The sequence below is a fragment of the Halochromatium sp. NSM3 genome, assembly GCF_059621085.1.
Map to the genome: position 1 here is coordinate 49,355 of NZ_JCAQIA010000020.1, position 17,215 is coordinate 66,569.

The 17,215-nt window shown below is 63.2% G+C and carries 21 protein-coding genes; 14 read left to right on the forward strand and 7 right to left on the reverse strand.

The genetic code is table 11. From position 1 onward, the window contains the following. The first annotated feature begins 3 nt into the window (after positions 1 to 3). The 10 genes from AC54T3_RS10200 to ribD all read left to right on the forward strand — a co-directional run bounded on the left by AC54T3_RS10200 (position 4) and on the right by ribD (position 8,411). Positions 4 to 1,224 (forward strand): NADH:ubiquinone reductase (Na(+)-transporting) subunit B, encoded by a 1,221-nt coding sequence (locus AC54T3_RS10200; protein ID WP_496624433.1) that lies wholly within the window; start codon positions 4 to 6, stop codon positions 1,222 to 1,224. Continuing rightward, positions 1,214 to 2,062 carry a Na(+)-translocating NADH-quinone reductase subunit C gene (locus AC54T3_RS10205; RefSeq protein ID WP_496624434.1) on the forward strand — a complete coding sequence of 283 codons (849 nt, stop codon included), beginning with the start codon at positions 1,214 to 1,216 and terminating at the stop codon, positions 2,060 to 2,062. Before AC54T3_RS10200 ends, AC54T3_RS10205 begins: the two co-directional genes overlap by 11 nt. Positions 2,063 to 2,091: 29 nt before the next feature. Then, positions 2,092 to 2,754 carry an NADH:ubiquinone reductase (Na(+)-transporting) subunit D gene (locus AC54T3_RS10210; protein WP_496624435.1) on the forward strand — a complete coding sequence of 221 codons (663 nt, stop codon included), beginning with the start codon at positions 2,092 to 2,094 and terminating at the stop codon, positions 2,752 to 2,754. Continuing rightward, positions 2,751 to 3,362: an NADH:ubiquinone reductase (Na(+)-transporting) subunit E gene (gene nqrE, locus AC54T3_RS10215; protein ID WP_496624436.1), complete on the forward strand. Its 612-nt coding sequence runs from the start codon at positions 2,751 to 2,753 to the stop codon at positions 3,360 to 3,362. Before AC54T3_RS10210 ends, nqrE begins: the two co-directional genes overlap by 4 nt. A gap of 10 nt (positions 3,363 to 3,372) precedes the next feature. Next, positions 3,373 to 4,593: an NADH:ubiquinone reductase (Na(+)-transporting) subunit F gene (nqrF, locus tag AC54T3_RS10220; RefSeq protein WP_496624437.1), complete on the forward strand. Its 1,221-nt coding sequence runs from the start codon at positions 3,373 to 3,375 to the stop codon at positions 4,591 to 4,593. Beyond that, a complete protein-coding gene (locus AC54T3_RS10225; RefSeq protein WP_496624438.1) occupies positions 4,577 to 4,798 on the forward strand; it encodes a hypothetical protein in 222 nt (73 codons plus the stop codon). The genes nqrF and AC54T3_RS10225 overlap by 17 nt, the downstream gene beginning before the upstream one ends. A 97-nt stretch (positions 4,799 to 4,895) precedes the next feature. Continuing rightward, positions 4,896 to 5,312 (forward strand): CBS domain-containing protein, encoded by a 417-nt coding sequence (locus tag AC54T3_RS10230; protein ID WP_496624439.1) that lies wholly within the window; start codon positions 4,896 to 4,898, stop codon positions 5,310 to 5,312. Positions 5,313 to 5,365: 53 nt separating this feature from the next. Beyond that, a complete protein-coding gene (glyA, locus tag AC54T3_RS10235) occupies positions 5,366 to 6,622 on the forward strand; it encodes a serine hydroxymethyltransferase (protein WP_496624440.1) in 1,257 nt (418 codons plus the stop codon). Positions 6,623 to 6,675: 53 nt separating this feature from the next. After that, positions 6,676 to 7,191 carry a transcriptional regulator NrdR gene (nrdR, locus tag AC54T3_RS10240; protein ID WP_496624441.1) on the forward strand — a complete coding sequence of 172 codons (516 nt, stop codon included), beginning with the start codon at positions 6,676 to 6,678 and terminating at the stop codon, positions 7,189 to 7,191. A gap of 2 nt (positions 7,192 to 7,193) precedes the next feature. Further along, a complete protein-coding gene (gene ribD, locus AC54T3_RS10245; RefSeq protein ID WP_496624442.1) occupies positions 7,194 to 8,411 on the forward strand; it encodes a bifunctional diaminohydroxyphosphoribosylaminopyrimidine deaminase/5-amino-6-(5-phosphoribosylamino)uracil reductase RibD in 1,218 nt (405 codons plus the stop codon). Here the strand turns inward: ribD and AC54T3_RS10250 are convergent. Next, positions 8,342 to 10,090: a cation:proton antiporter domain-containing protein gene (locus AC54T3_RS10250; RefSeq protein WP_496624443.1), complete on the reverse strand. Its 1,749-nt coding sequence runs from the start codon at positions 10,088 to 10,090 to the stop codon at positions 8,342 to 8,344. The genes ribD and AC54T3_RS10250 overlap by 70 nt on opposite strands. Positions 10,091 to 10,221: 131 nt before the next feature. Between AC54T3_RS10250 and AC54T3_RS10255 the strand changes: the two genes are divergently transcribed. After that, complete coding sequence (locus AC54T3_RS10255; RefSeq protein WP_496624444.1) at positions 10,222 to 11,097, forward strand: class II glutamine amidotransferase; 876 nt, start codon at positions 10,222 to 10,224, stop codon at positions 11,095 to 11,097. 56 nt (positions 11,098 to 11,153) lie between these two features. Here the strand turns inward: AC54T3_RS10255 and AC54T3_RS10260 are convergent, their stop codons facing one another. After that, entirely contained in the window at positions 11,154 to 11,450 is a 297-nt protein-coding gene (locus AC54T3_RS10260) for a TusE/DsrC/DsvC family sulfur relay protein (RefSeq protein ID WP_496624445.1), read from the reverse strand. A gap of 141 nt (positions 11,451 to 11,591) precedes the next feature. Next, on the reverse strand, positions 11,592 to 12,365 hold the full coding sequence (locus tag AC54T3_RS10265; RefSeq protein ID WP_496624446.1) for a DUF3050 domain-containing protein: 774 nt from the start codon (positions 12,363 to 12,365) through the stop codon (positions 11,592 to 11,594). Between the two features lie 180 nt (positions 12,366 to 12,545). On the opposite strand from AC54T3_RS10265, the gene AC54T3_RS10270 reads away from it, so the two are divergent. Next, positions 12,546 to 14,036: an alanine/glycine:cation symporter family protein gene (locus AC54T3_RS10270; RefSeq protein ID WP_496624448.1), complete on the forward strand. Its 1,491-nt coding sequence runs from the start codon at positions 12,546 to 12,548 to the stop codon at positions 14,034 to 14,036. Positions 14,037 to 14,066: 30 nt separating this feature from the next. Here the strand turns inward: AC54T3_RS10270 and AC54T3_RS10275 are convergent, their stop codons facing one another. Next, positions 14,067 to 14,390, reverse strand: a complete 324-nt coding sequence (locus tag AC54T3_RS10275; protein WP_496624449.1) for a BolA family protein — start codon at positions 14,388 to 14,390, stop codon at positions 14,067 to 14,069. Positions 14,391 to 14,591: 201 nt separating this feature from the next. Between AC54T3_RS10275 and AC54T3_RS10280 the strand changes: the two genes are divergently transcribed. Then, positions 14,592 to 15,047, forward strand: a complete 456-nt coding sequence (locus tag AC54T3_RS10280) for a Uma2 family endonuclease (RefSeq protein WP_496624450.1) — start codon at positions 14,592 to 14,594, stop codon at positions 15,045 to 15,047. A gap of 72 nt (positions 15,048 to 15,119) precedes the next feature. Here the strand turns inward: AC54T3_RS10280 and AC54T3_RS10285 are convergent, their stop codons facing one another. The 3 genes from AC54T3_RS10285 to AC54T3_RS10295 form a co-directional block, all read right to left on the reverse strand. Next, positions 15,120 to 15,500 (reverse strand): type II toxin-antitoxin system VapC family toxin, encoded by a 381-nt coding sequence (locus tag AC54T3_RS10285; RefSeq protein ID WP_496624451.1) that lies wholly within the window; start codon positions 15,498 to 15,500, stop codon positions 15,120 to 15,122. A gap of 14 nt (positions 15,501 to 15,514) precedes the next feature. Next, entirely contained in the window at positions 15,515 to 15,751 is a 237-nt protein-coding gene (locus AC54T3_RS10290; protein WP_496624452.1) for a hypothetical protein, read from the reverse strand. A 65-nt stretch (positions 15,752 to 15,816) separates the two neighbouring features. Then, positions 15,817 to 16,362, reverse strand: a complete 546-nt coding sequence (locus AC54T3_RS10295; RefSeq protein WP_496624454.1) for an ankyrin repeat domain-containing protein — start codon at positions 16,360 to 16,362, stop codon at positions 15,817 to 15,819. A gap of 463 nt (positions 16,363 to 16,825) precedes the next feature. On the opposite strand from AC54T3_RS10295, the gene AC54T3_RS10300 reads away from it, so the two are divergent. Continuing rightward, the gene (locus AC54T3_RS10300; protein ID WP_496624455.1) at positions 16,826 to 17,008 is read left to right on the forward strand and encodes a Flp family type IVb pilin; all 183 of its coding nucleotides are present in this window, start codon (positions 16,826 to 16,828) and stop codon (positions 17,006 to 17,008) included. Positions 17,009 to 17,215 lie beyond the last annotated feature (207 nt).

The window sequence follows — 17,215 nt, forward strand, 5'->3', positions numbered from 1 at the left end:
TCCATGATCAAGGCCCTGCGCAAGTACCTGGACCGGCAGGAGCGCCACTTCCTGACTGGCGGCCGCTACGAGCGCTTCGGCGCCCTGTTCGAGCTGGTCGACACCTTCCTCTACACGCCGTCGACGGTCACCGCCGGCACCCCGCACCTGCGCGACGCGATCGACCTGAAGCGGGTGATGATCTTCGTCTGGATCGCGGTGCTGCCCTGCGCCCTGTTCGGCATGATCAACATCGGCCTGCAGGCCAACAGCGCCATGACGGCAATGGGTGTCGAGCAGGTGGAAGGCTGGCGCGGCGGTCTGCTCTGGCTGCTCGGCGCTGGCGGTAATGAGGCCAACAGCCTCTGGGACAACTTCTGGCATGGTGCGGTCTATTTCCTGCCGATCTACATCGTCACCCTGGCCGCCGGCGGCTTCTGGGAGATCCTGTTCGCGACCGTGCGCAACCACGAGGTCAATGAGGGCTTCTTTGTCACCTCGATCCTGTTCGCGCTGACCCTGCCGCCCGACATCCCGCTCTGGCAGGTGGCGCTGGGTATCTCGTTCGGCATCGTCATCGGCAAAGAGGTGTTCGGCGGCACCGGCAAGAATTTCCTGAATCCGGCGCTGACCGGGCGCGCCTTCCTATTCTTCGCCTATCCGAGCGAGATCTCCGGCGATGCGGTCTGGACCGCAGTGGACGGCTTCAGCGGCGCCACGCCCTTGACGCTGGCAGCCGAAGGTGGGTTGAGCGCGATCCAGGCCGCCGGTGTGACCTGGTGGGATGCCTTCTTCGGCACCGTGCAGGGCTCGATCGGCTCGACCTCGACCCTGCTGATCATCGCCGGCGCCCTGTTTCTGCTCTACACCGGCGTCGCCTCTTGGCGCATCATGGTCGGGGTCTTGATCGGGGTGATTGGCACCGCGCTGATGTTCAATGCCATTGGCAGCGAGACCAATCCGGCCTTCGCCGTGCCCTGGCACTGGCACCTGGTGCTCGGTGGTGTCGCCTTCGGGCTGGTGTTCATGGCCACCGATCCGGTCTCGGCCTCGATGACCGAAACCGGCAAATGGTTCTACGGGGCCTTGATCGGCTTCATGACGGTCTTGATCCGGGTGCTCAACCCGGCCTATCCGGAGGGCGTGATGCTGGCGATCCTGTTCGGCAATCTGTTCGCGCCGCTGATCGACTGGTTCGTGGTCCAGGCCAACATCCGTAGGAGGACGCGGCGCCATGTCGGCTGAATCGCACCCGCATCCTAAGCCAGCGCGCGCGAGCGCTTGGCTGATCTCGCCGCGCGCGCTGTTTCGACTGCCGAACGATGACCCGCGCAAGACACTGGCGGTGGCACTGGTGCTCTGCCTAGTCTGCTCGGTAGTAGTTTCTGCCACTGCCGTCGGCCTGCGCCCGCTGCAGGAGCGCAACGCCGCGCGCGCGCTCAAGTCGGAGGTGGTCAAGGTCGCTGGCCTCGATACGGCTGATCTGAGTCTGGACCAAGCCTTTGACCAAATCGACCAACGCCTGGTCGATCTCGAGACCGGCGAGTTCGTTGATGAGTCAGATCCACTGACCTACTCCTACCGCGATGCGGCCAAGGACCCGGCCGCGAGCAGTGTGCTCGCCGAGGCCAGCCGCGCCGGGATCCAGCGCCGACCGGACCGCATGCCGGTCTATCTGGTGCGCCAGCATGGGCAGCTTCAGACCATTATCCTGCCGGTCTATGGCGCCGGACTCTGGTCGACCATGCACGGGCTGCTGGCGCTGGCGCCCGATGGGCGCACCGCTAAGGCGCTCACCTTCTACGAGCAGCGCGAGACGGCCGGGCTCGGCAGCGAGGTCGCCGGCGAGCGCTGGCTCTCGGAATGGCCGGGTAAGGTGCTCATCGATGAGCGTGGCGAGCCCGTGATCGAGGTCGTGAAGGGCAGCGTCGATGCCGATGCACCCAATGCCGAGCACCGCGTCGATGGGCTCTCTGGCGCCACCCTCACCAGCAATGGAGTCACCAACCTGATGCGCTTCTGGCTTGGCGAGCTGGGCTATGGTCCCTTCTTGGCCCGGCTCAGCGACGAGAACCGCAGCTGACAGCCGAGCCGAACAGGGGGATACGCAGCATGGCAACCCAATCCGCACGGCTCCTGCTCGAGCCGATCGTCGATAACAATCCGATCACCCTGCAGATCCTCGGCATCTGCTCGGCCTTGGCGGTGACCACCAAATTGGCGCCGGCCATCACCATGAGCATCGCGCTGACGGCGGTCATCGTCGGCGCCAGCGTCATCATCAGCCTGATCCGGCGGCACATGCCATCGAGCATCCGCATCATCATCCAGATGACCATCATCGCCTCGCTGGTGATCCTGGTCGATCAGGTGCTGCAGGCCTTCGCCTATGAACTCTCCAAACAGCTCTCGGTCTTCGTTGGGCTGATCATCACCAACTGCATCGTGCTCGGCCGCGCCGAGGCCTTCGCGTCGAAGAATCCACCCTGGCCGAGCTTTCTCGATGCTCTCGGCCATGGCCTTGGCTACAGCGTCATTTTGATCAGCGTCGCCGCGATTCGCGAGTTGCTTGGCTCCGGCAGCCTGCTCGATGTGCAGATCCTCCCGCTGATCAAGGAGGGCGGCTGGTACGAGCCCAATGGCCTGATGCTGCTCGCGCCGGGCGCCTTCTTCATCATCGGGTTGATGATTTGGGCCATCCGCAGCTGGAAGCCGGCGCAGCTCGAGAAACCCGAGTACCGCATCAATGTGGTGCACCGCACGGAATCGCTATGATGGAGCATTATCTGTCCCTGCTGTTCAAGGCCGTCTTCGTCGAGAACCTGGCGCTGGCCTTCTTCCTCGGCATGTGCACCTTCCTTGCGGTCTCGAAGAAGATCGAGACCGCGATCGGGCTCGGTATCGCGGTCATCGTTGTGCAGACCATCACCGTGCCGGTCAACAGCCTGATCAACCAGTACCTGCTGCAAGAGGGCGCGCTGGCCTGGCTGGGGCTGCCTGGGCTGGATCTCTCGTTCCTCGGGTTGATCACCTATATCGGCGTCATCGCCGCGATGGTGCAGATCCTTGAGATGCTGCTGGATCGCTATTTCCCGGCGCTCTATCAGGCGCTCGGCATCTTCCTGCCGCTGATCACCGTCAACTGCGCCATCCTCGGTGGCTCGTTGTTCATGGTCGAGCGTGGCTATAACCTGGCCGAGAGTACCGTCTACGGCTTCGGCAGCGGCTTCGGCTGGGCGCTGGCACTGGTGCTGCTGGCGGGCATCCGCGAGAAGCTCAAGTACAGCGATGTACCGGACGGGCTGCAGGGGCTAGGCATCACCTTCATCACCACCGGCCTGATGGCGATGGCCTTCATGTCGTTCTCGGGGATTCAGCTATGAGGGGTGCCGCGTGCTTGATCTAACCTTCGGCATCCTGGTCTTCACCGGCGTGGTGCTGGCGCTGGTGGTCGTCATCCTCAACGCGCGGCGCCTGCTGGTACCAAGCGGCGATGTCCATATCGACATCAACGAAGAGCGCGACATGGTCACCAGTGCCGGGCGCAAGCTGCTCGGGGCGCTGGCCGATGCCGAGATCTTCGTGCCTTCGGCCTGCGGCGGTGGTGGTACCTGCGGTCAGTGCCGGGTCAAGGTGCTCGAGGGCGGTGGCAAGCTACTGCCGACCGAGGCGAGCCTGATCAACCGGCGCGAGGCCGGCGAGGGCTATCGACTCGCCTGCCAGGTCGCGGTCAAGGACGACCTGCGCATCGAGGTGCCGCGCGAGATCTTCGGCGTGCGGCGCTGGACCTGCCGAGTGCGCTCCAATCGCAGCGTCTCGACCTTCATCAAGGAGCTGATCCTGGAGCTGCCGCCGGGTGAGGAGGTCGCCTTTCGCGCCGGCGGCTATATCCAGATCGAATGTCCGCCGTATCAGCTCGACTATGCCGACATCGAGATCCCTGAGCATCTGCGCGCCGATTGGGATCAATACGATCTGTGGAAATACAAGGCTGGAACCAAGCAGCCGGTCATGCGCGCCTATTCGATGGCCAACTATCCCGGCGAGGCGGGCATCATCATGCTCAATGTGCGCATCGCTACGCCACCGCCGGACCATCCCGAGGTACCGCCCGGCATCATGTCGAGCTACATCTTCGGCCTCAAGCCTGGCGACGAGGTCACCATCGCTGGCCCCTTCGGTGAGTTCTTCGCCAAGGAGACCGGGGCCGAGATGATCTTCGTTGGCGGCGGCGCCGGCATGGCGCCCATGCGCAGCCACATCTTCGATCAGCTCAAGCGCCTGAACACCAAGCGCAAGGTCTCCTACTGGTATGGCGCGCGCAGCAAGCGTGAGATCTTCTACCAGGACGACTTCGACAGGCTCGCGCGCGAGCACGAGAACTTTCGTTGGCACATCGCACTCTCATCACCACAGCCCGAGGATGAATGGCAAGGGGAGGTCGGCTTCATCCATAGTGTGCTCTACGAGCGTTACCTGAAGGATCATCCGGCGCCCGAGGACTGCGAGTTCTATATGTGTGGTCCACCGATGATGACGGCGGCGGTGATCGGCATGCTGCACAGTCTGGGCGTCGAGAACGATAACATCCTGCTCGATGATTTTGGCGGTTGACGGTTGTAACCACATGCTTGAATTCGGCTTTGCGTTGCTGATCTTCACGCTCGCCTTCACTGGTCTGGCGCTCGGCGTGCTCAATGGCCGCGCCGCGCTCAAGGGCAGTTGCGGCGGGTTGAATCAGATCCCTGGGCTCGGTTCCGACTGCGGTGGTGCCTGCCAGCGCGGCCAAACCTGCCCGAATCGCTCCGACAGCGCCTAGACGAGACCGATTGCCGACCAATTATCGTCCGAGTCATTGCCCAAGTCATTGCCCAAGCAGGCGCTCAAACAATCGAAGCTATCGCGAGGAGATCGGCATGAAAGAGAGCAAGACCGCCAAAACGGCTATGTCGCGGGCTCTGGTGACCCTGACTCCCGATATGGACGTGCTCGAGGCGCTGCGTATCCTGGTCGAACAGCGGATCTCCGGGGCCCCGGTCGTCGACCAGATCGGCAATCTGATTGGAATGCTCACCGAGCGCGATTGCATGCGGATCGCGCTCGGCGCCGGTTACCACAGCGAAGACGGGGGCCGCGTCGAGAACTTCATGACCCACTCGGTGGTCACCGTGGATGCGAATACCCCGATCACCGAGGTCGCCGAGCTGTTCGCGACCAGCCACTTTCGCCGCCTGCCGGTGATGGAGCAGGGCCGTCTCATGGGCATCATTAGCCGTCGCGATGTGCTCAAACAGCTCGAGGCCGCCTGGCAGCCTGATCGGCATCGGATCTGAAACGCAAGCCGAAGCGCGTTATACTGAATGGCTTTTGGTTTCTAGGAGTTCCTATGTTTGACGCTAGCATGCAGATCACCGGCTACGATGACGAGCTCGCTCAAGCCCTGCGCGACGAGGAGCGCCGTCAGGAAGAGCATGTTGAGCTGATTGCGTCCGAGAATTACACCAGCCCGCGCGTGATGGAAGCGCAGGGCTCGGTGATGACCAACAAGTACGCCGAAGGCTATCCGGCCAAGCGTTACTACGGCGGCTGCGAGTTCGTCGATGTCGCCGAGCGCCTGGCCATCGAGCGCGCCAAGGCCCTGTTTGGCGCCGATTACGCCAATGTCCAGCCGCACTCCGGCTCGCAGGCCAATGCGGCGGTGTTCATGGCGTTGTGCCAACCCGGCGACACGGTGCTCGGCATGAGCCTGGCTCACGGCGGTCATCTCACTCACGGTGCCAAGCCCAACTTCTCCGGCAAGCTCTACAACGCGGTCCAGTACGGACTCGACCCGGCCACCGGCGAGATCGACTACGCCCAGGTCGAATCGCTCGCCCGCGAGCACAGGCCAAAGATGATCATCGCAGGCTTCTCGGCTTACTCGCGCGTCATCGATTGGCAGCGCTTTCGCGATATCGCCGACGAAGTGGGCGCCTATCTGCTGGTGGATATGGCCCATATCGCCGGGCTCGTCGCCGCTGGCGTCTATCCAAGTCCGGTCCAGATCGCCGATGTCACCACCACCACCACGCACAAGACCCTGCGCGGCCCGCGCGGTGGCCTGATCCTGGCCAAGTCCAACCCCGAGCTGGAGAAGAAGTTCAACTCGCTGGTCTTCCCGGGCATCCAGGGCGGCCCGCTGATGCATGTCATCGCCGCCAAGGCCGTCGCCTTCAAGGAGGCGATGGAGCCAGCGTTCAAGGACTATCAGAAGCAGGTCGTACTCAACGCCCAGGCCATGGCCGAGACCTTCCTCGCGCGCGGTTACGATGTCGTTTCTGGCGGCACCGACGATCACCTGTTCTTGGTCAGCTTCATCGAGCAGGGCCTGACCGGCAAGGACGTCGATGCCTGGCTTGGCGCGGCCAACATCACCGTCAACAAGAACGCGGTACCGAATGATCCGCAGTCTCCGTTCGTCACCAGCGGCATCCGTGTCGGCACCCCGGCGATGACCACCCGCGGCTTCGGGCTCGATGAGGCGCACGCGCTGGCCGGCTGGATGTGCGATGTCATCGACGCTCGCGGTGATCAGGCGCAGATCGATCAGGCCAAGGCTAAGGTGCTCGAACTCTGCAAACGCTTCCCGGTCTACGCGCGTTGAGCGCCCTGACCGCTCGCGCCGAACCTCAGCGGACCTGATCGAGAGACGGCTGCATGCGCTGTCCCTATTGTGGTGCGCAAGACACCAAGGTCATGGATTCCCGACTCTCTGCCGACGGCGACCAGGTTCGCCGTCGGCGGCGCTGTAGCGTCTGCGGCGAGCGCTTCACCACCTACGAGACCGCCGAGCTGAATCTGCCCCGCGTGATCAAACGCGACGGCAGCCATGTCCCGTTCGACAGCCACAAGCTGCGCAGCGGCCTGATGCGCGCGGCCGAGAAGCGCCCGATCAGCACCGATCAAGTCGAAGCCTCGATCGCGCGCATCCAGCGTCAACTGCTCGCTGCCGCCGAGGGTGAAATCAGCTCGCGCGAGATCGGTGAATTGGTCATGGACGAACTCCGCGACCTCGATCAAGTCGCCTATGTGCGCTTCGCCTCGGTCTACCGCAAGTTCGCTGATGTGGCCGCCTTTCGCGAGGAGATCGAGCGCCTCGAGCAACATCCGGCGCCCGAGCAAGACCGCACTCAGCTCGATCTGCTCGATACGCTCGACCAGGACGACGCCTGAGCATGGCCGCCGAGGATGCGCAGGAGCGAGCGCTGATGGCGCGCGCCGTGCAGCTCGCCGAGCGCGGGCTCTATACCACCGATCCGAATCCGCGCGTCGGCTGCGTGCTGGCCAAGGCGGGACAGATCGTTGGCGAAGGCTGGCACCGCCGCGCCGGCGAGCCGCATGCCGAGCGCCTGGCCATCGACGCCGCCGGCGCGCGCGCGCGCGGCGCGACCGCCTATGTCACCCTCGAGCCCTGCTGCCACCATGGCCGCACGCCGCCCTGCACCGATGCTTTACTCGAGGCGGGGGTGAGCCGGGTCGTCGTCGGCATGGACGATCCAAACCCGTTGGTCCATGGACGCGGGCTCGAGCGCATGCGTGCGGCCGGTGTCGAGGTCGTCACCGGTGTGCTTGAAGGCCCTTGCCGCGAACTGAATCCAGGCTTCGACAAGCGCATGCGGCTTGGATTGCCCTTCGTGCGGGTCAAGCTCGCGGCCAGTCTCGACGGGCGCACGGCGCTGGCCAATGGCGAGAGCCGCTGGATCACCTCGGAGGCGTCGCGCACCGATGTGCACTGGCTGCGCGCGCGTTCATCGGCGATTGTCACTGGCATCGGCACCCTGTTGGCCGATGATCCCTCGCTCAACGTGCGACTGGCGCCGGCGTTGATCCCGGCGCTAGGGGAGGGCGAGCCGGTGCGGCAACCGCTGCGGGTGATCCTCGACAGCGCGCTACGCCTGCCGCTCGCGGCGAAGATGCTGCCACTACCGGGCGCCACCCTGGTCGCGACCCGTGTGCAAGACCCAAGGCGCATCGCCGCCGCCACCTCCGCCGGTGCCGAGGTCTGGGTTGGCCCGCCGGATGCGGCCGGTCGGGTGGATCTCGAAGCCCTGCTGCGCTACCTCGCCGAACGCGAGATCAACGAGGTGCTGATCGAGGCCGGGCCGACGCTCGCCGGCGCTGCGGTCGAGCAGCGCCTGGTCGATGAACTGGTGCTCTACCTGGCCCCGCACCTGATGGGCAGCGACGCGCGCGGGCTGTTCCAGCTCGGGCCGCTCGCCAGCATGCGCGAGCGCGTGTCGCTGGAACTGCTCGACTTGCGCCAGATCGGCCCCGACCTACGCCTGCGCGCGCGTCTCGCCGACAGCGGATCAGACCCACGGCACTATCCCTTCGGCGCAGATGAATCCACGATTGGCGCCTGCTCGGTGATCTCCGAGCGCACCAGCGCATAGTCCTTACCGCGGGCCTGCTGCACCATCTGCTCGGCGTCCTCGTCGGTGATGCCGAGTCCATCCAGGGTCTCGGCGGCCAGGCGCAGACTCGCCTCGACCGCTTCCGGGAAGGCACGGCTGGCGCCGGCCCGGAATAGCGCATCACAGGCGGTCAGATCGCGCGCGCGCGCGACGATGATGATCTCCGGCGCATAATGGCGGATCAGGGTCGTGGCCTCGATGCAGGCGCGCGGATCATCAATGGTCAAGACCACCACCTTGGCCTGCTCGATCTTGGCTGCCGCAAGCAGTGCTGGATTGCGAATATCGCCATAGAACACCGGCTGACCCTCGGCGCGCCAGCGTGCCACCAGCCCTGGGTCTTGATCGAAGGCGACAAAGCGAATGCCATGGCTGGCCAGCACCGCGCCGACGGTGTGACCCACCCGTCCATAACCGGCGATCACCGCTCGCGGCCCGTCTTCCTGCTCCGGCTGATAGCGGAAGCGCTCATCCACCGGGCCTTCCTCGTCGGGGAAGCGCGCGCTCAAGAACGCCCCGAGGCGCACCAGCAAGGGCGTCGCCAGCATGCTGCCGGAGATCAAGGCCACCACCATGGTGAACGTGGCCGCATCGATGATGCCGAGCATCTTCGCCGCGCCGAACAGGATGAAGCCGAACTCACCGGCCTGCCCGAGCATGAAGGCGACCAGCAGCGCGCTACTGCGCGTGTTACAGAACCCGAGGGCGAGCAGAAAGATCAGCACCACCTTGATCGTGACTAGGGCTAATAGGTGCTGCCCGAAGATCAAGGGCTGCGTCGTCAACACGTTCAGATCCAGCGACATGCCGACGGTGACGAAGAACACGCTCATCAACAGCCCCTTGTGCGGCTCGATGCTGGCATGCACCTGCACGCTGTAGCGCGAGCGCGAGAGCATCATGCCCATCAAGAAGCCGCCGAGCGCCATCGACATGCCGGCGCGGTTCATCGCCCAGGCGGCGATGAAGACCGCCGCCAGGGTGACCAGAAAGAAGGCCTCGCGATTGCCCTGCCGCGCCAGCAGATCCAACACCAGCGGCACCAAATAAAGCCCGGACAGGATCACGCCGGCAAGCATCAGCACGATCAGCCCCAACTGCTCCCACAGCGGCGGACCCGGCAGGCTCGCCCCCGTGGCAGCCGCTAGCGGCAGCAACGCCAGCATCGGCACCACGGCGATATCCTGCATTAGCAAGACCGCGAACGCCGTCTGTCCGCGCGGCGTGGCGATCTCGCCCTTCTCGTAGAGCATCTGCATCACCAGCGCCGTCGACGACAGCGCGAGGCTGAAGCCGATCAACAACGCGATCGGCCAGGTCGCGACGAAGAGGCGAAAATAGAGCGCCAACGCCAGGCCGGAGCAGATGATCTGCAACGAGCCGAGCCCGAACAGCGTTCGGCGCATCTCCCACAGCCGACTCGGATGCAGCTCCAGGCCGATGACGAACAGCAGCAGCACCACGCCCAGCTCGGTGAAGTGGCGCAGATCATCGACATTGCCGGTCACCGATGGACCCGGCGTATAAGGGCCGATTAAGACGCCGGCCACCAGCAGACCGAGGATCGAGCCGAGTCCAAAGTGTTTGAACAGCGTCACCGCAGCAGCAGCGGCGACGAGCAGCAGAACGGAGGACTGAACAAAGGCTTCGGGATCCATGAACGCGCGGTGGCTCCATCAACGGCAGGGTGGATGACAGCGGAAATGATATACCGCCTTTGCTCTCGCGGGCGGGATCACAGAGAATCCGGAGGGCACGCCCGCCGATCAACCCCGAGGATAAGAATGCGATGTGCGAGCTCTTTGCGATGTCGAGTCGAGTGCCGGCGACCCTGGGCTTCTCGCTCGAGCGTCTGGCACGCCACGGAGGGGCCGAGGGCCCGCATCGCGACGGCTGGGGGCTCGCCTTCTACGAGGGGGCGGATTGTCTCTTGCTGCGCGAGCCGCGCCCGGCCAGCGAGAGCCCGCTGATGCAGTTCATGGAGCGCCAGGGCTTGCGCACCAAGCTTGGCCTTTGCCACATCCGGCTCGCGACCTTCGGCGTGCTAGCCTTGCGCAACACCCAACCCTTCGCGCGTGAACTTGGCGGGCGCATGCACGTCTTCGCGCATAACGGTGACATGCCAACCCTGGCCGATCAGAACGCCAAGTATCCGGCCCGTTTCTCGCCGGTGGGCGATTCCGACTCCGAGCGCGCCTTCTGCGGCTTGATGACCGCGCTCGCGCCGGTCTGGGACGATGTCTGGGGCGAGGTGCCGGACCTGCCGACACGGCTGGCCGTGATTGCCGACTACGCGCGTGAACTCAGGGCGCTCGGCTCGGCCAACTTCATCTATGCCGACAGCGATGCCCTGTTCGTGCACGCCGATCGGCGCACCCAGCCTGATGATGGTCAGCTCCGTGCCCCCGGTCTCTATCTGCTGCAGCGCTGTTGCTGGCGCACCGCGCCCGAGCTACAGGAGGCCGGCGTCAATCTCAGCTCGATCCGCCAGGACGTGGCCCTGGTCGCCAGCGTGCCGCTGACCGATGAGCTTTGGGAGCCCCTGGGCGAGGGCGATCTGATCGCCCTAAGAGACGGCCTCTGCTTTGGCGCCGATGGCCGTCAAGTCGAGCCCGAGCGGGTGGCGGGGCGCCAGCCACGGCCCTTGGCTGAGAATGCCCACTGAACCTTGCCCGAGTCCCGCAGATCCAGGCGACATGCCGGGCGACATGGATCAGCCGATCAGACGCAGCCGGTGGGCTTTGGCAGGCCGCCCCATTTACAGATCAGCTTCATCGGCCCCTTCTTGAAGATGCTGTAAAGCTCCTTGGTCGAGACGCCCTGCTTCTTGGCGAAGATGCGAATCGGCGGCACCACGCCATCGTTGTCGTACATGCCGCGCGCATCACGGATGAATTGCATCACCTGCTCGTTCATCTCGAAGTCGTCTTGCTCGGCGAGTTCGACGGCAAGCTCTTCGGTCCAGTCGTCACGATTGAGCAAGAACCCTTCGTTGTCGAGTGGGACGGCTACGGTCATGGAACACCTCGTCGTATCGATTTCTGCATGGAGAGTAGGCTTGTACCGCCCTAGATGGCCTCACAATGCTGAGATTCCACCTTATACCGACAAAGGTTTTTGGCGCCATTCGCTGCGCTCACCTCAGCCCTCAGTCCGTCGTCAACCCCGCGCCGCCTGAACTGCCTCCAACACCCCGTCCCAAAAGCGAATACGCGCGCAGATTGCCTCCTCGGCCGCGATCAGGGCCTCCTCAAGACGCTCGGGATCATCGCCGCAAAGCTGATCGAGCATGGCGAGCGACAGCGGCCCGTGGAAATCCTCATCCAGATGGATGTGGCGGTGCAGATAATAATGAAAGGCCGGCGCGTCCTGTTCGGTGATCGCCATGCGCGCGAGCAGTGAGCGAAACATCTCCGGGATCACCCGTTCGCGCCCAATCGCGAGCGCCGCCGCGACCGCATGCGGCTTATCCTCGCGGATGAAGCAGAAGGTGGTCTCGGTGAAGTAGCGCGAGGGCAGAGGCACCAGATCCGAGTAAAGCGCGGCATCCAGCCCCTGTTCCTGCACCCGCTCGAGGAAGCGGCGCGGATTCTCGCCATCGGCGCCGATCTCATGCATGGCCGTGCAATAGAACTCGAAGTGGCTGCTGTAGCTCGGGCCGCTGCTGCCCTCGATGACATCGGACTCCTCCTCGAGCGCCAACTGATTGATGAAGTAACGCACCGCCGGGTTGCCTTGCGGAATCCAGGGCACCCGCGTCGGCGCCAGCTTGCCCTGCAGGTATTTGATCAACGACATGAAATCCCAGACCGAAAAGGCATGATGGGTCATGAACACCCGCAGGTCGTTGATGTCCCTGAGTTCGGCATAGATTGGATGCTGGTTGAGTTCCTCGACTAAAGGTTGGATGGGCGTCAGGTCGGGTGCTGCCATGGGATGACCTCGGTTGGTGGACGTCACGGTGTATCGGCCAATATACGCCTGAACCGGCTCGGACCAAGCGCGCGCCCCAGTGAGAACAGGCAATGAGGGGGATGAGCAGCACGCGCGACGGCGGTATAGTACGCCGCTCGTTTGTCGCGCCATCTCACCAATCACTCTCAGGGGGTACCCATGGACCAGGTTTCTGCGGTCATCGGCTCCATCAACGGCTGGGTGTGGGGCCCGCCGATGCTCGTGCTGATCCTCGGCACGGGCCTGTATCTCTCCATCGGCCTCAAGGCCATGCCGCTCTACCGGCTGGGCTACGGCTTTCGCATGCTCTGGCGCGGCCGCACGCAGCAGGGCAAGGGCGACATCACGCCCTTCAATGCGCTGATGACCTCGCTCTCGGCGACCATTGGTACCGGCAACATCGCCGGCGTCGGCACCGCGCTCGCCATCGGCGGCCCCGGTGCCCTGTTCTGGATGTGGATCACCGCCCTGGTTGGCATGGCCACCAAATATGCCGAGGCCGTGCTCGCGGTGCGCTATCGCGAGGTCGACGAGAAGAACAACCACGTCGGCGGGCCGATGTACTACATCCGCAACGGCCTCGGCAAGAATTGGCGCTGGCTGGCGGTGCTGTTCGCCCTCTTCGGCGCCCTGGCCGGCTTCGGCATCGGCAACACCGTGCAGGCCAACTCGGTGGCCGATGCGCTGACCACTAAATTCGGCGTGCCCGCGCTCGGCACCGGCTTGGTGATGGGGCTGCTGGTGGGGCTGGTGCTGATCGGCGGCATCCGCTGGATCGCGCAGGTCGCCGGCAAGCTGGTGCCGCTGATGGCGCTGGCCTATCTGCTCGCCGGGCTCATCGTGCTGGCGCTGAATCTCGGCGAGATCCCGGCCGCCTTCGTCACCATCGTCGAATACGCCTTCACTCCCGCCGCCGGTGTCGGCGGCTTCGCCGGCGCCTCGGTGATGCTGGCCCTGCAGATGGGTGTGGCGCGCGGCATCTTTTCCAACGAGGCCGGGCTCGGCAGCGCGCCCATCGCCCATGCCGCCGCCGAGACCGACAGCCCGGTGCGCCAAGGCACGGTCGCGATGCTCGGCACCTTCATCGATACGCTGATCATCTGCACCATCACCGGCCTGGTGATCGTGATCTCCGGGCAATGGAAGGCCGACAGCCCCGACTTCACCGCCTGCGTCGAGCGCGGCGGCGTCATCGAGGAGCGAGTCGACAGCTCTTGGATGATCCGCAAGTCGAGCACCGTCTGCATGCTCGAGACCGCCGGCGGCGCCACCGAGGAGCACAATCGCAACATCACCGGCGCCGCCCTCTCCGCCGTCGCCTTTGGCGAGGAACTGCCCGGCAGCGGTGCCTATGTGGTCTCCATTGGCCTCGCGCTGTTCGCGTTCACCACCATCCTTGGCTGGAGCGTCTACGGCGAGCGCTGTATCGAATACCTATTCGGCGTCCACGCCATCATTCCATTCCGGGTGCTCTGGGTGCTGGCGGTGCCCATTGGCGCCATCAGCCAGCTCGATTTCGTCTGGCTGCTGGCCGATACCCTGAACGCGATGATGGCGATCCCGAACCTGATCGCGCTGGTGTTGCTCAGCCCGGTGGTGTTCAAGATCACCCAGGCGTTTTTCCAGGAACAGCGTGCGAAGGCTGATTGAGCGGCACTCAAAAGGTTTGCTGAACCGCGCTCAACTGGCCTGTTTGCTGCCACCGAGGCACTCGGGCGAGGCGGGCGCTTCGCCGCCGCCTTTGTCGAACCACTCTTGCGGCGTCCAGGCGTGGATGGCGAGTGCGTGCAGTCCGCCGGTCAGTTCGTCGCGCACCAGCGCGTTGACGCGGCGATGGCGATCAATCAGCTTCTCGCCAGCGAAGGCCTCGCTGACCGCGAGCACCTTGAAATGCGACTCCGCGCCCTCCGGTACATTATGCATGTGGCTCTCATCCGAGACCTCCAGGTGCATCGGGGTCAGCGCGGTGTTCAGGCAATCTTGGAGACGGGCTTTGCGGCTCATGTGCACCTCGATAGGATTCGACCATGGATCGCGCAGAGATTGGGGCGTTCGCGTGGCGACCAAACCGGGGCTGCCGTTTGTGGCGATAACCGCTCAAACCCGCTGCGGACCCGACCCCGGTAAGCCGGACGGTCCTGCCTGATCCACTGCCAGACCATCAGCCGCCCTGAACGAATGCTTTGCCAAACCGAGGAAACACCGATGCAGTGGTCAGATGTCGTTGATAATTCGATGTTCGCCGATCTGCCTTTTAAGATTGAGCTGACTAAATTCGGCAAGCTGTTAATGAGTCCTGCATCCAATGAACATGGTAGGCTCCAGAGCCATCTGAGCGCCATGTTGTTGCAGCAACAAAAGGGCGGCGATGTCGTCGCTGAATGTTCCATTGCCACCGCCGATGGGATCAAGGTCGCTGATGTGGCCTGGCTCTCCGAGGAATTTGTAACGCGCCACGGCTTTGTCACGCCTTATCCGAAAGCACCTGAGGTTTGTATTGAAATCCTCTCGCCATCCAACTCGATGGTAGAAATGAAGGAAAAAGCGAAACTGTATTTTGACAGCGGCGCCCTAGAGGTTTGGATCGTCCACAGTCTTGATCAGATCTCATTTTTGGGCGTAGATGGCGACTTGGTAAAGAGTGTTTTATTTCCGCTGTGAAGCCCCGCGTCAGGATCGGATAGACGATCATGACCGACACCCCAGCGTCGGCCAAGTCATTCATCTGTTCCTTTACCAGAACGCTAGCACATAATTCTCGCGGATATTTTTGTCTGCCGTCAGCAAGGGGTCTTTCCCATAAGCGGCTTGGGCAACGATCAAGCGATCAAACGGATCGCGTGTCCATCCCTGTCCGACAGCCTCGCCAACGATGCTGGCAAAGGGTCGCCGGCATCGATCTAGCTCCAGATCACGATTCAAGGTGTCGAGAATTGTGATTGCCGGACAGGTGATGCGCCTGATTTCATGGAGATAGGTGAGTTCGAGCTCAACGATTGGTGAAATCACGAGTGTTGCGGCTGAATCGACCGACGCCTGTCCCTCGGCAGTCAATCGCGAAGGACCATCCTGATACAACCAGACCAGAACGTGCGTGTCGAGATAAAGACGCATGGGCTTAAACTAGATCAAAGGTTCGGACGCCAGACATCTTCCCAAGACAGATCCGCCAGATCATCGGGGTTGCCGACAATGGTTCCTGGATGCGGGTTAAGGCGCGCCAGCCTTCCGCTGGATTCAGCCGCTACCAGCCGCACACGTCCGCCAGGCCGTTGTATCTCAACAGATTCGCCGGTCACGATGACTTGGTCAAGGGTTTTGAACAATTCCGCGCGCAGATTAGCGGCGGTGAGCTGAGTAGCCATCAAGATCTCCTTGGTTGAGTAGCGTTTAGCCGATTCGCTGACAGTAATGCCTGCATAACGTTTTATCAACGAAGAAGCGCGAGAATCGCCTCATGTCCTTTCTCGCGCGCATGATCCGCAGCGGTCTTGGCCTCGAAGTCGGGCAGGGTGGTGTCGGCGCCGTGCGCGAGCAGCCGCTCGACCGCCTCGCGATGGCCGCGATGCGCGGCCCAGATCAGCGGCGTGTAGCCTTGCGTCTGTTCCTGGGCGTCGATCATCGCGCCTTGGGCCAGCAGTTGTTCCATGACCTCGGTGTGGTTGTTCGAGGCCGCTAGCAGCAGCGCCGTGTAGCCGCCTTGGTCCACCGCATCCACCTCGGCGCCGGCGGCGAGCAGGCGCTCGACCGCATCGACATGGCCGTTCACCGCCGCCATCATCAGCGGCGTCCAGTCGCAGCTGTTGCGCGCGTTGGCATCGGCGCGTTCGCCGAGCAGACGCTCGATGGTCGAGATATCGCCCGTCTCGGCACCGCTGAGCAAGGCCTCGGCCTGTTGTTGCGAGTCGGGGGCATCGCTACAGCCGGCGAGCAAGAGCAGGAGCAAGACGGCGCTATAATAAATTTTAATGATCATCTTGGGTTTGTATTGATGGAGACGTTGGGAGAACAGACGGGCATCATCCGCCACGTTTGGCGCCGCCCCCATGAAAATGCGCAACAAACGCGTAGCATCGCGTGATATCCATGCAACTTGTCGGTATTTTGATCGCTCTATCGCTCCTGCTGTTCGCCGGTCTCGGCGTGGCCGCGCTGTTCTTGGCCGGGCGCAGCAGCCGCTCGGCAAATGAGGATGATCCCGATCCGTGTCCCTGATCCACGCCTTAGATGTCCATGCACGCAGGGCTGACTTTTCGCCCGCGATGGTCTATCCTTGGAGAAGACTGAGCGCTTGGGCGTCGTAGGCAGTAGGTCAGCCTTGAGTTCCGTCCCTACCTGCCTGTCAGACCAATCTGTTAAATCGTGTGTCCGATGCTTGGGTCGGGGTTTATTGAGCATTCTAACGAGCCAAAGGCTCACAAACAGTCAAGGTAAGCAAAATGAAACAGTTTTTACGCAAACTCTGGAAGGACGAGGAAGGTGCCGAGGTCGTCGAGTGGGTGATCGTCGCCGCCGTGCTGATCGGTGTTGCTGTGCTGGCCTATGGGCTTCTTGGAGACAATATCAACACCGCAGTCAATGCAGTTGGTGATAAATTAACCAATGAAATCAACAAAATCTAGTGAAATCAACAAATGATTAGGGTTAGCCGAAGAGATCGGTTAGCAAGGGCTGCTCTCGGCGCAGTATTCTGAATCCTTGTTAAGCGTAACGACAGGGGGCGGGGGGGGGGGGGGGAGATGAGCCCCCCCCCCCCCCGCGGGGGGGGGGGGCGCCAAAAAAACAAAGAAGAGAGTGTTTTTGTGGGGAAGATGAGGGGGGCCGAAAGG

What these genes read in the sequence shown, in the direction of transcription:
- ribD (WP_496624442.1), top strand. Translation starts at nt 7,194, where the DNA reads ATGGCCGCCGAGGATGCGCAGGAGCGAGCGCTGATGGCGCGCGCCGTG.
- AC54T3_RS10280 (WP_496624450.1), top strand. Translation starts at nt 14,592, where the DNA reads ATGCAGTGGTCAGATGTCGTTGATAATTCGATGTTCGCCGATCTGCCT.
- AC54T3_RS10285 (WP_496624451.1), bottom strand. Translation starts at nt 15,500, where the DNA reads ATGCGTCTTTATCTCGACACGCACGTTCTGGTCTGGTTGTATCAGGAT.
- nrdR (WP_496624441.1), top strand. Translation starts at nt 6,676, where the DNA reads ATGCGCTGTCCCTATTGTGGTGCGCAAGACACCAAGGTCATGGATTCC.
- AC54T3_RS10200 (WP_496624433.1), top strand. Translation starts at nt 4, where the DNA reads ATGATCAAGGCCCTGCGCAAGTACCTGGACCGGCAGGAGCGCCACTTC.
- AC54T3_RS10230 (WP_496624439.1), top strand. Translation starts at nt 4,896, where the DNA reads ATGAAAGAGAGCAAGACCGCCAAAACGGCTATGTCGCGGGCTCTGGTG.
- AC54T3_RS10225 (WP_496624438.1), top strand. Translation starts at nt 4,577, where the DNA reads ATGATTTTGGCGGTTGACGGTTGTAACCACATGCTTGAATTCGGCTTT.
- AC54T3_RS10210 (WP_496624435.1), top strand. Translation starts at nt 2,092, where the DNA reads ATGGCAACCCAATCCGCACGGCTCCTGCTCGAGCCGATCGTCGATAAC.
- AC54T3_RS10270 (WP_496624448.1), top strand. Translation starts at nt 12,546, where the DNA reads ATGGACCAGGTTTCTGCGGTCATCGGCTCCATCAACGGCTGGGTGTGG.
- AC54T3_RS10205 (WP_496624434.1), top strand. Translation starts at nt 1,214, where the DNA reads ATGTCGGCTGAATCGCACCCGCATCCTAAGCCAGCGCGCGCGAGCGCT.
- glyA (WP_496624440.1), top strand. Translation starts at nt 5,366, where the DNA reads ATGTTTGACGCTAGCATGCAGATCACCGGCTACGATGACGAGCTCGCT.
- AC54T3_RS10250 (WP_496624443.1), bottom strand. Translation starts at nt 10,090, where the DNA reads ATGGATCCCGAAGCCTTTGTTCAGTCCTCCGTTCTGCTGCTCGTCGCC.
- AC54T3_RS10265 (WP_496624446.1), bottom strand. Translation starts at nt 12,365, where the DNA reads ATGGCAGCACCCGACCTGACGCCCATCCAACCTTTAGTCGAGGAACTC.
- AC54T3_RS10300 (WP_496624455.1), top strand. Translation starts at nt 16,826, where the DNA reads ATGAAACAGTTTTTACGCAAACTCTGGAAGGACGAGGAAGGTGCCGAG.
- AC54T3_RS10295 (WP_496624454.1), bottom strand. Translation starts at nt 16,362, where the DNA reads ATGATCATTAAAATTTATTATAGCGCCGTCTTGCTCCTGCTCTTGCTC.
- AC54T3_RS10260 (WP_496624445.1), bottom strand. Translation starts at nt 11,450, where the DNA reads ATGACCGTAGCCGTCCCACTCGACAACGAAGGGTTCTTGCTCAATCGT.
- AC54T3_RS10275 (WP_496624449.1), bottom strand. Translation starts at nt 14,390, where the DNA reads ATGAGCCGCAAAGCCCGTCTCCAAGATTGCCTGAACACCGCGCTGACC.
- AC54T3_RS10255 (WP_496624444.1), top strand. Translation starts at nt 10,222, where the DNA reads ATGTGCGAGCTCTTTGCGATGTCGAGTCGAGTGCCGGCGACCCTGGGC.
- nqrE (WP_496624436.1), top strand. Translation starts at nt 2,751, where the DNA reads ATGATGGAGCATTATCTGTCCCTGCTGTTCAAGGCCGTCTTCGTCGAG.
- AC54T3_RS10290 (WP_496624452.1), bottom strand. Translation starts at nt 15,751, where the DNA reads ATGGCTACTCAGCTCACCGCCGCTAATCTGCGCGCGGAATTGTTCAAA.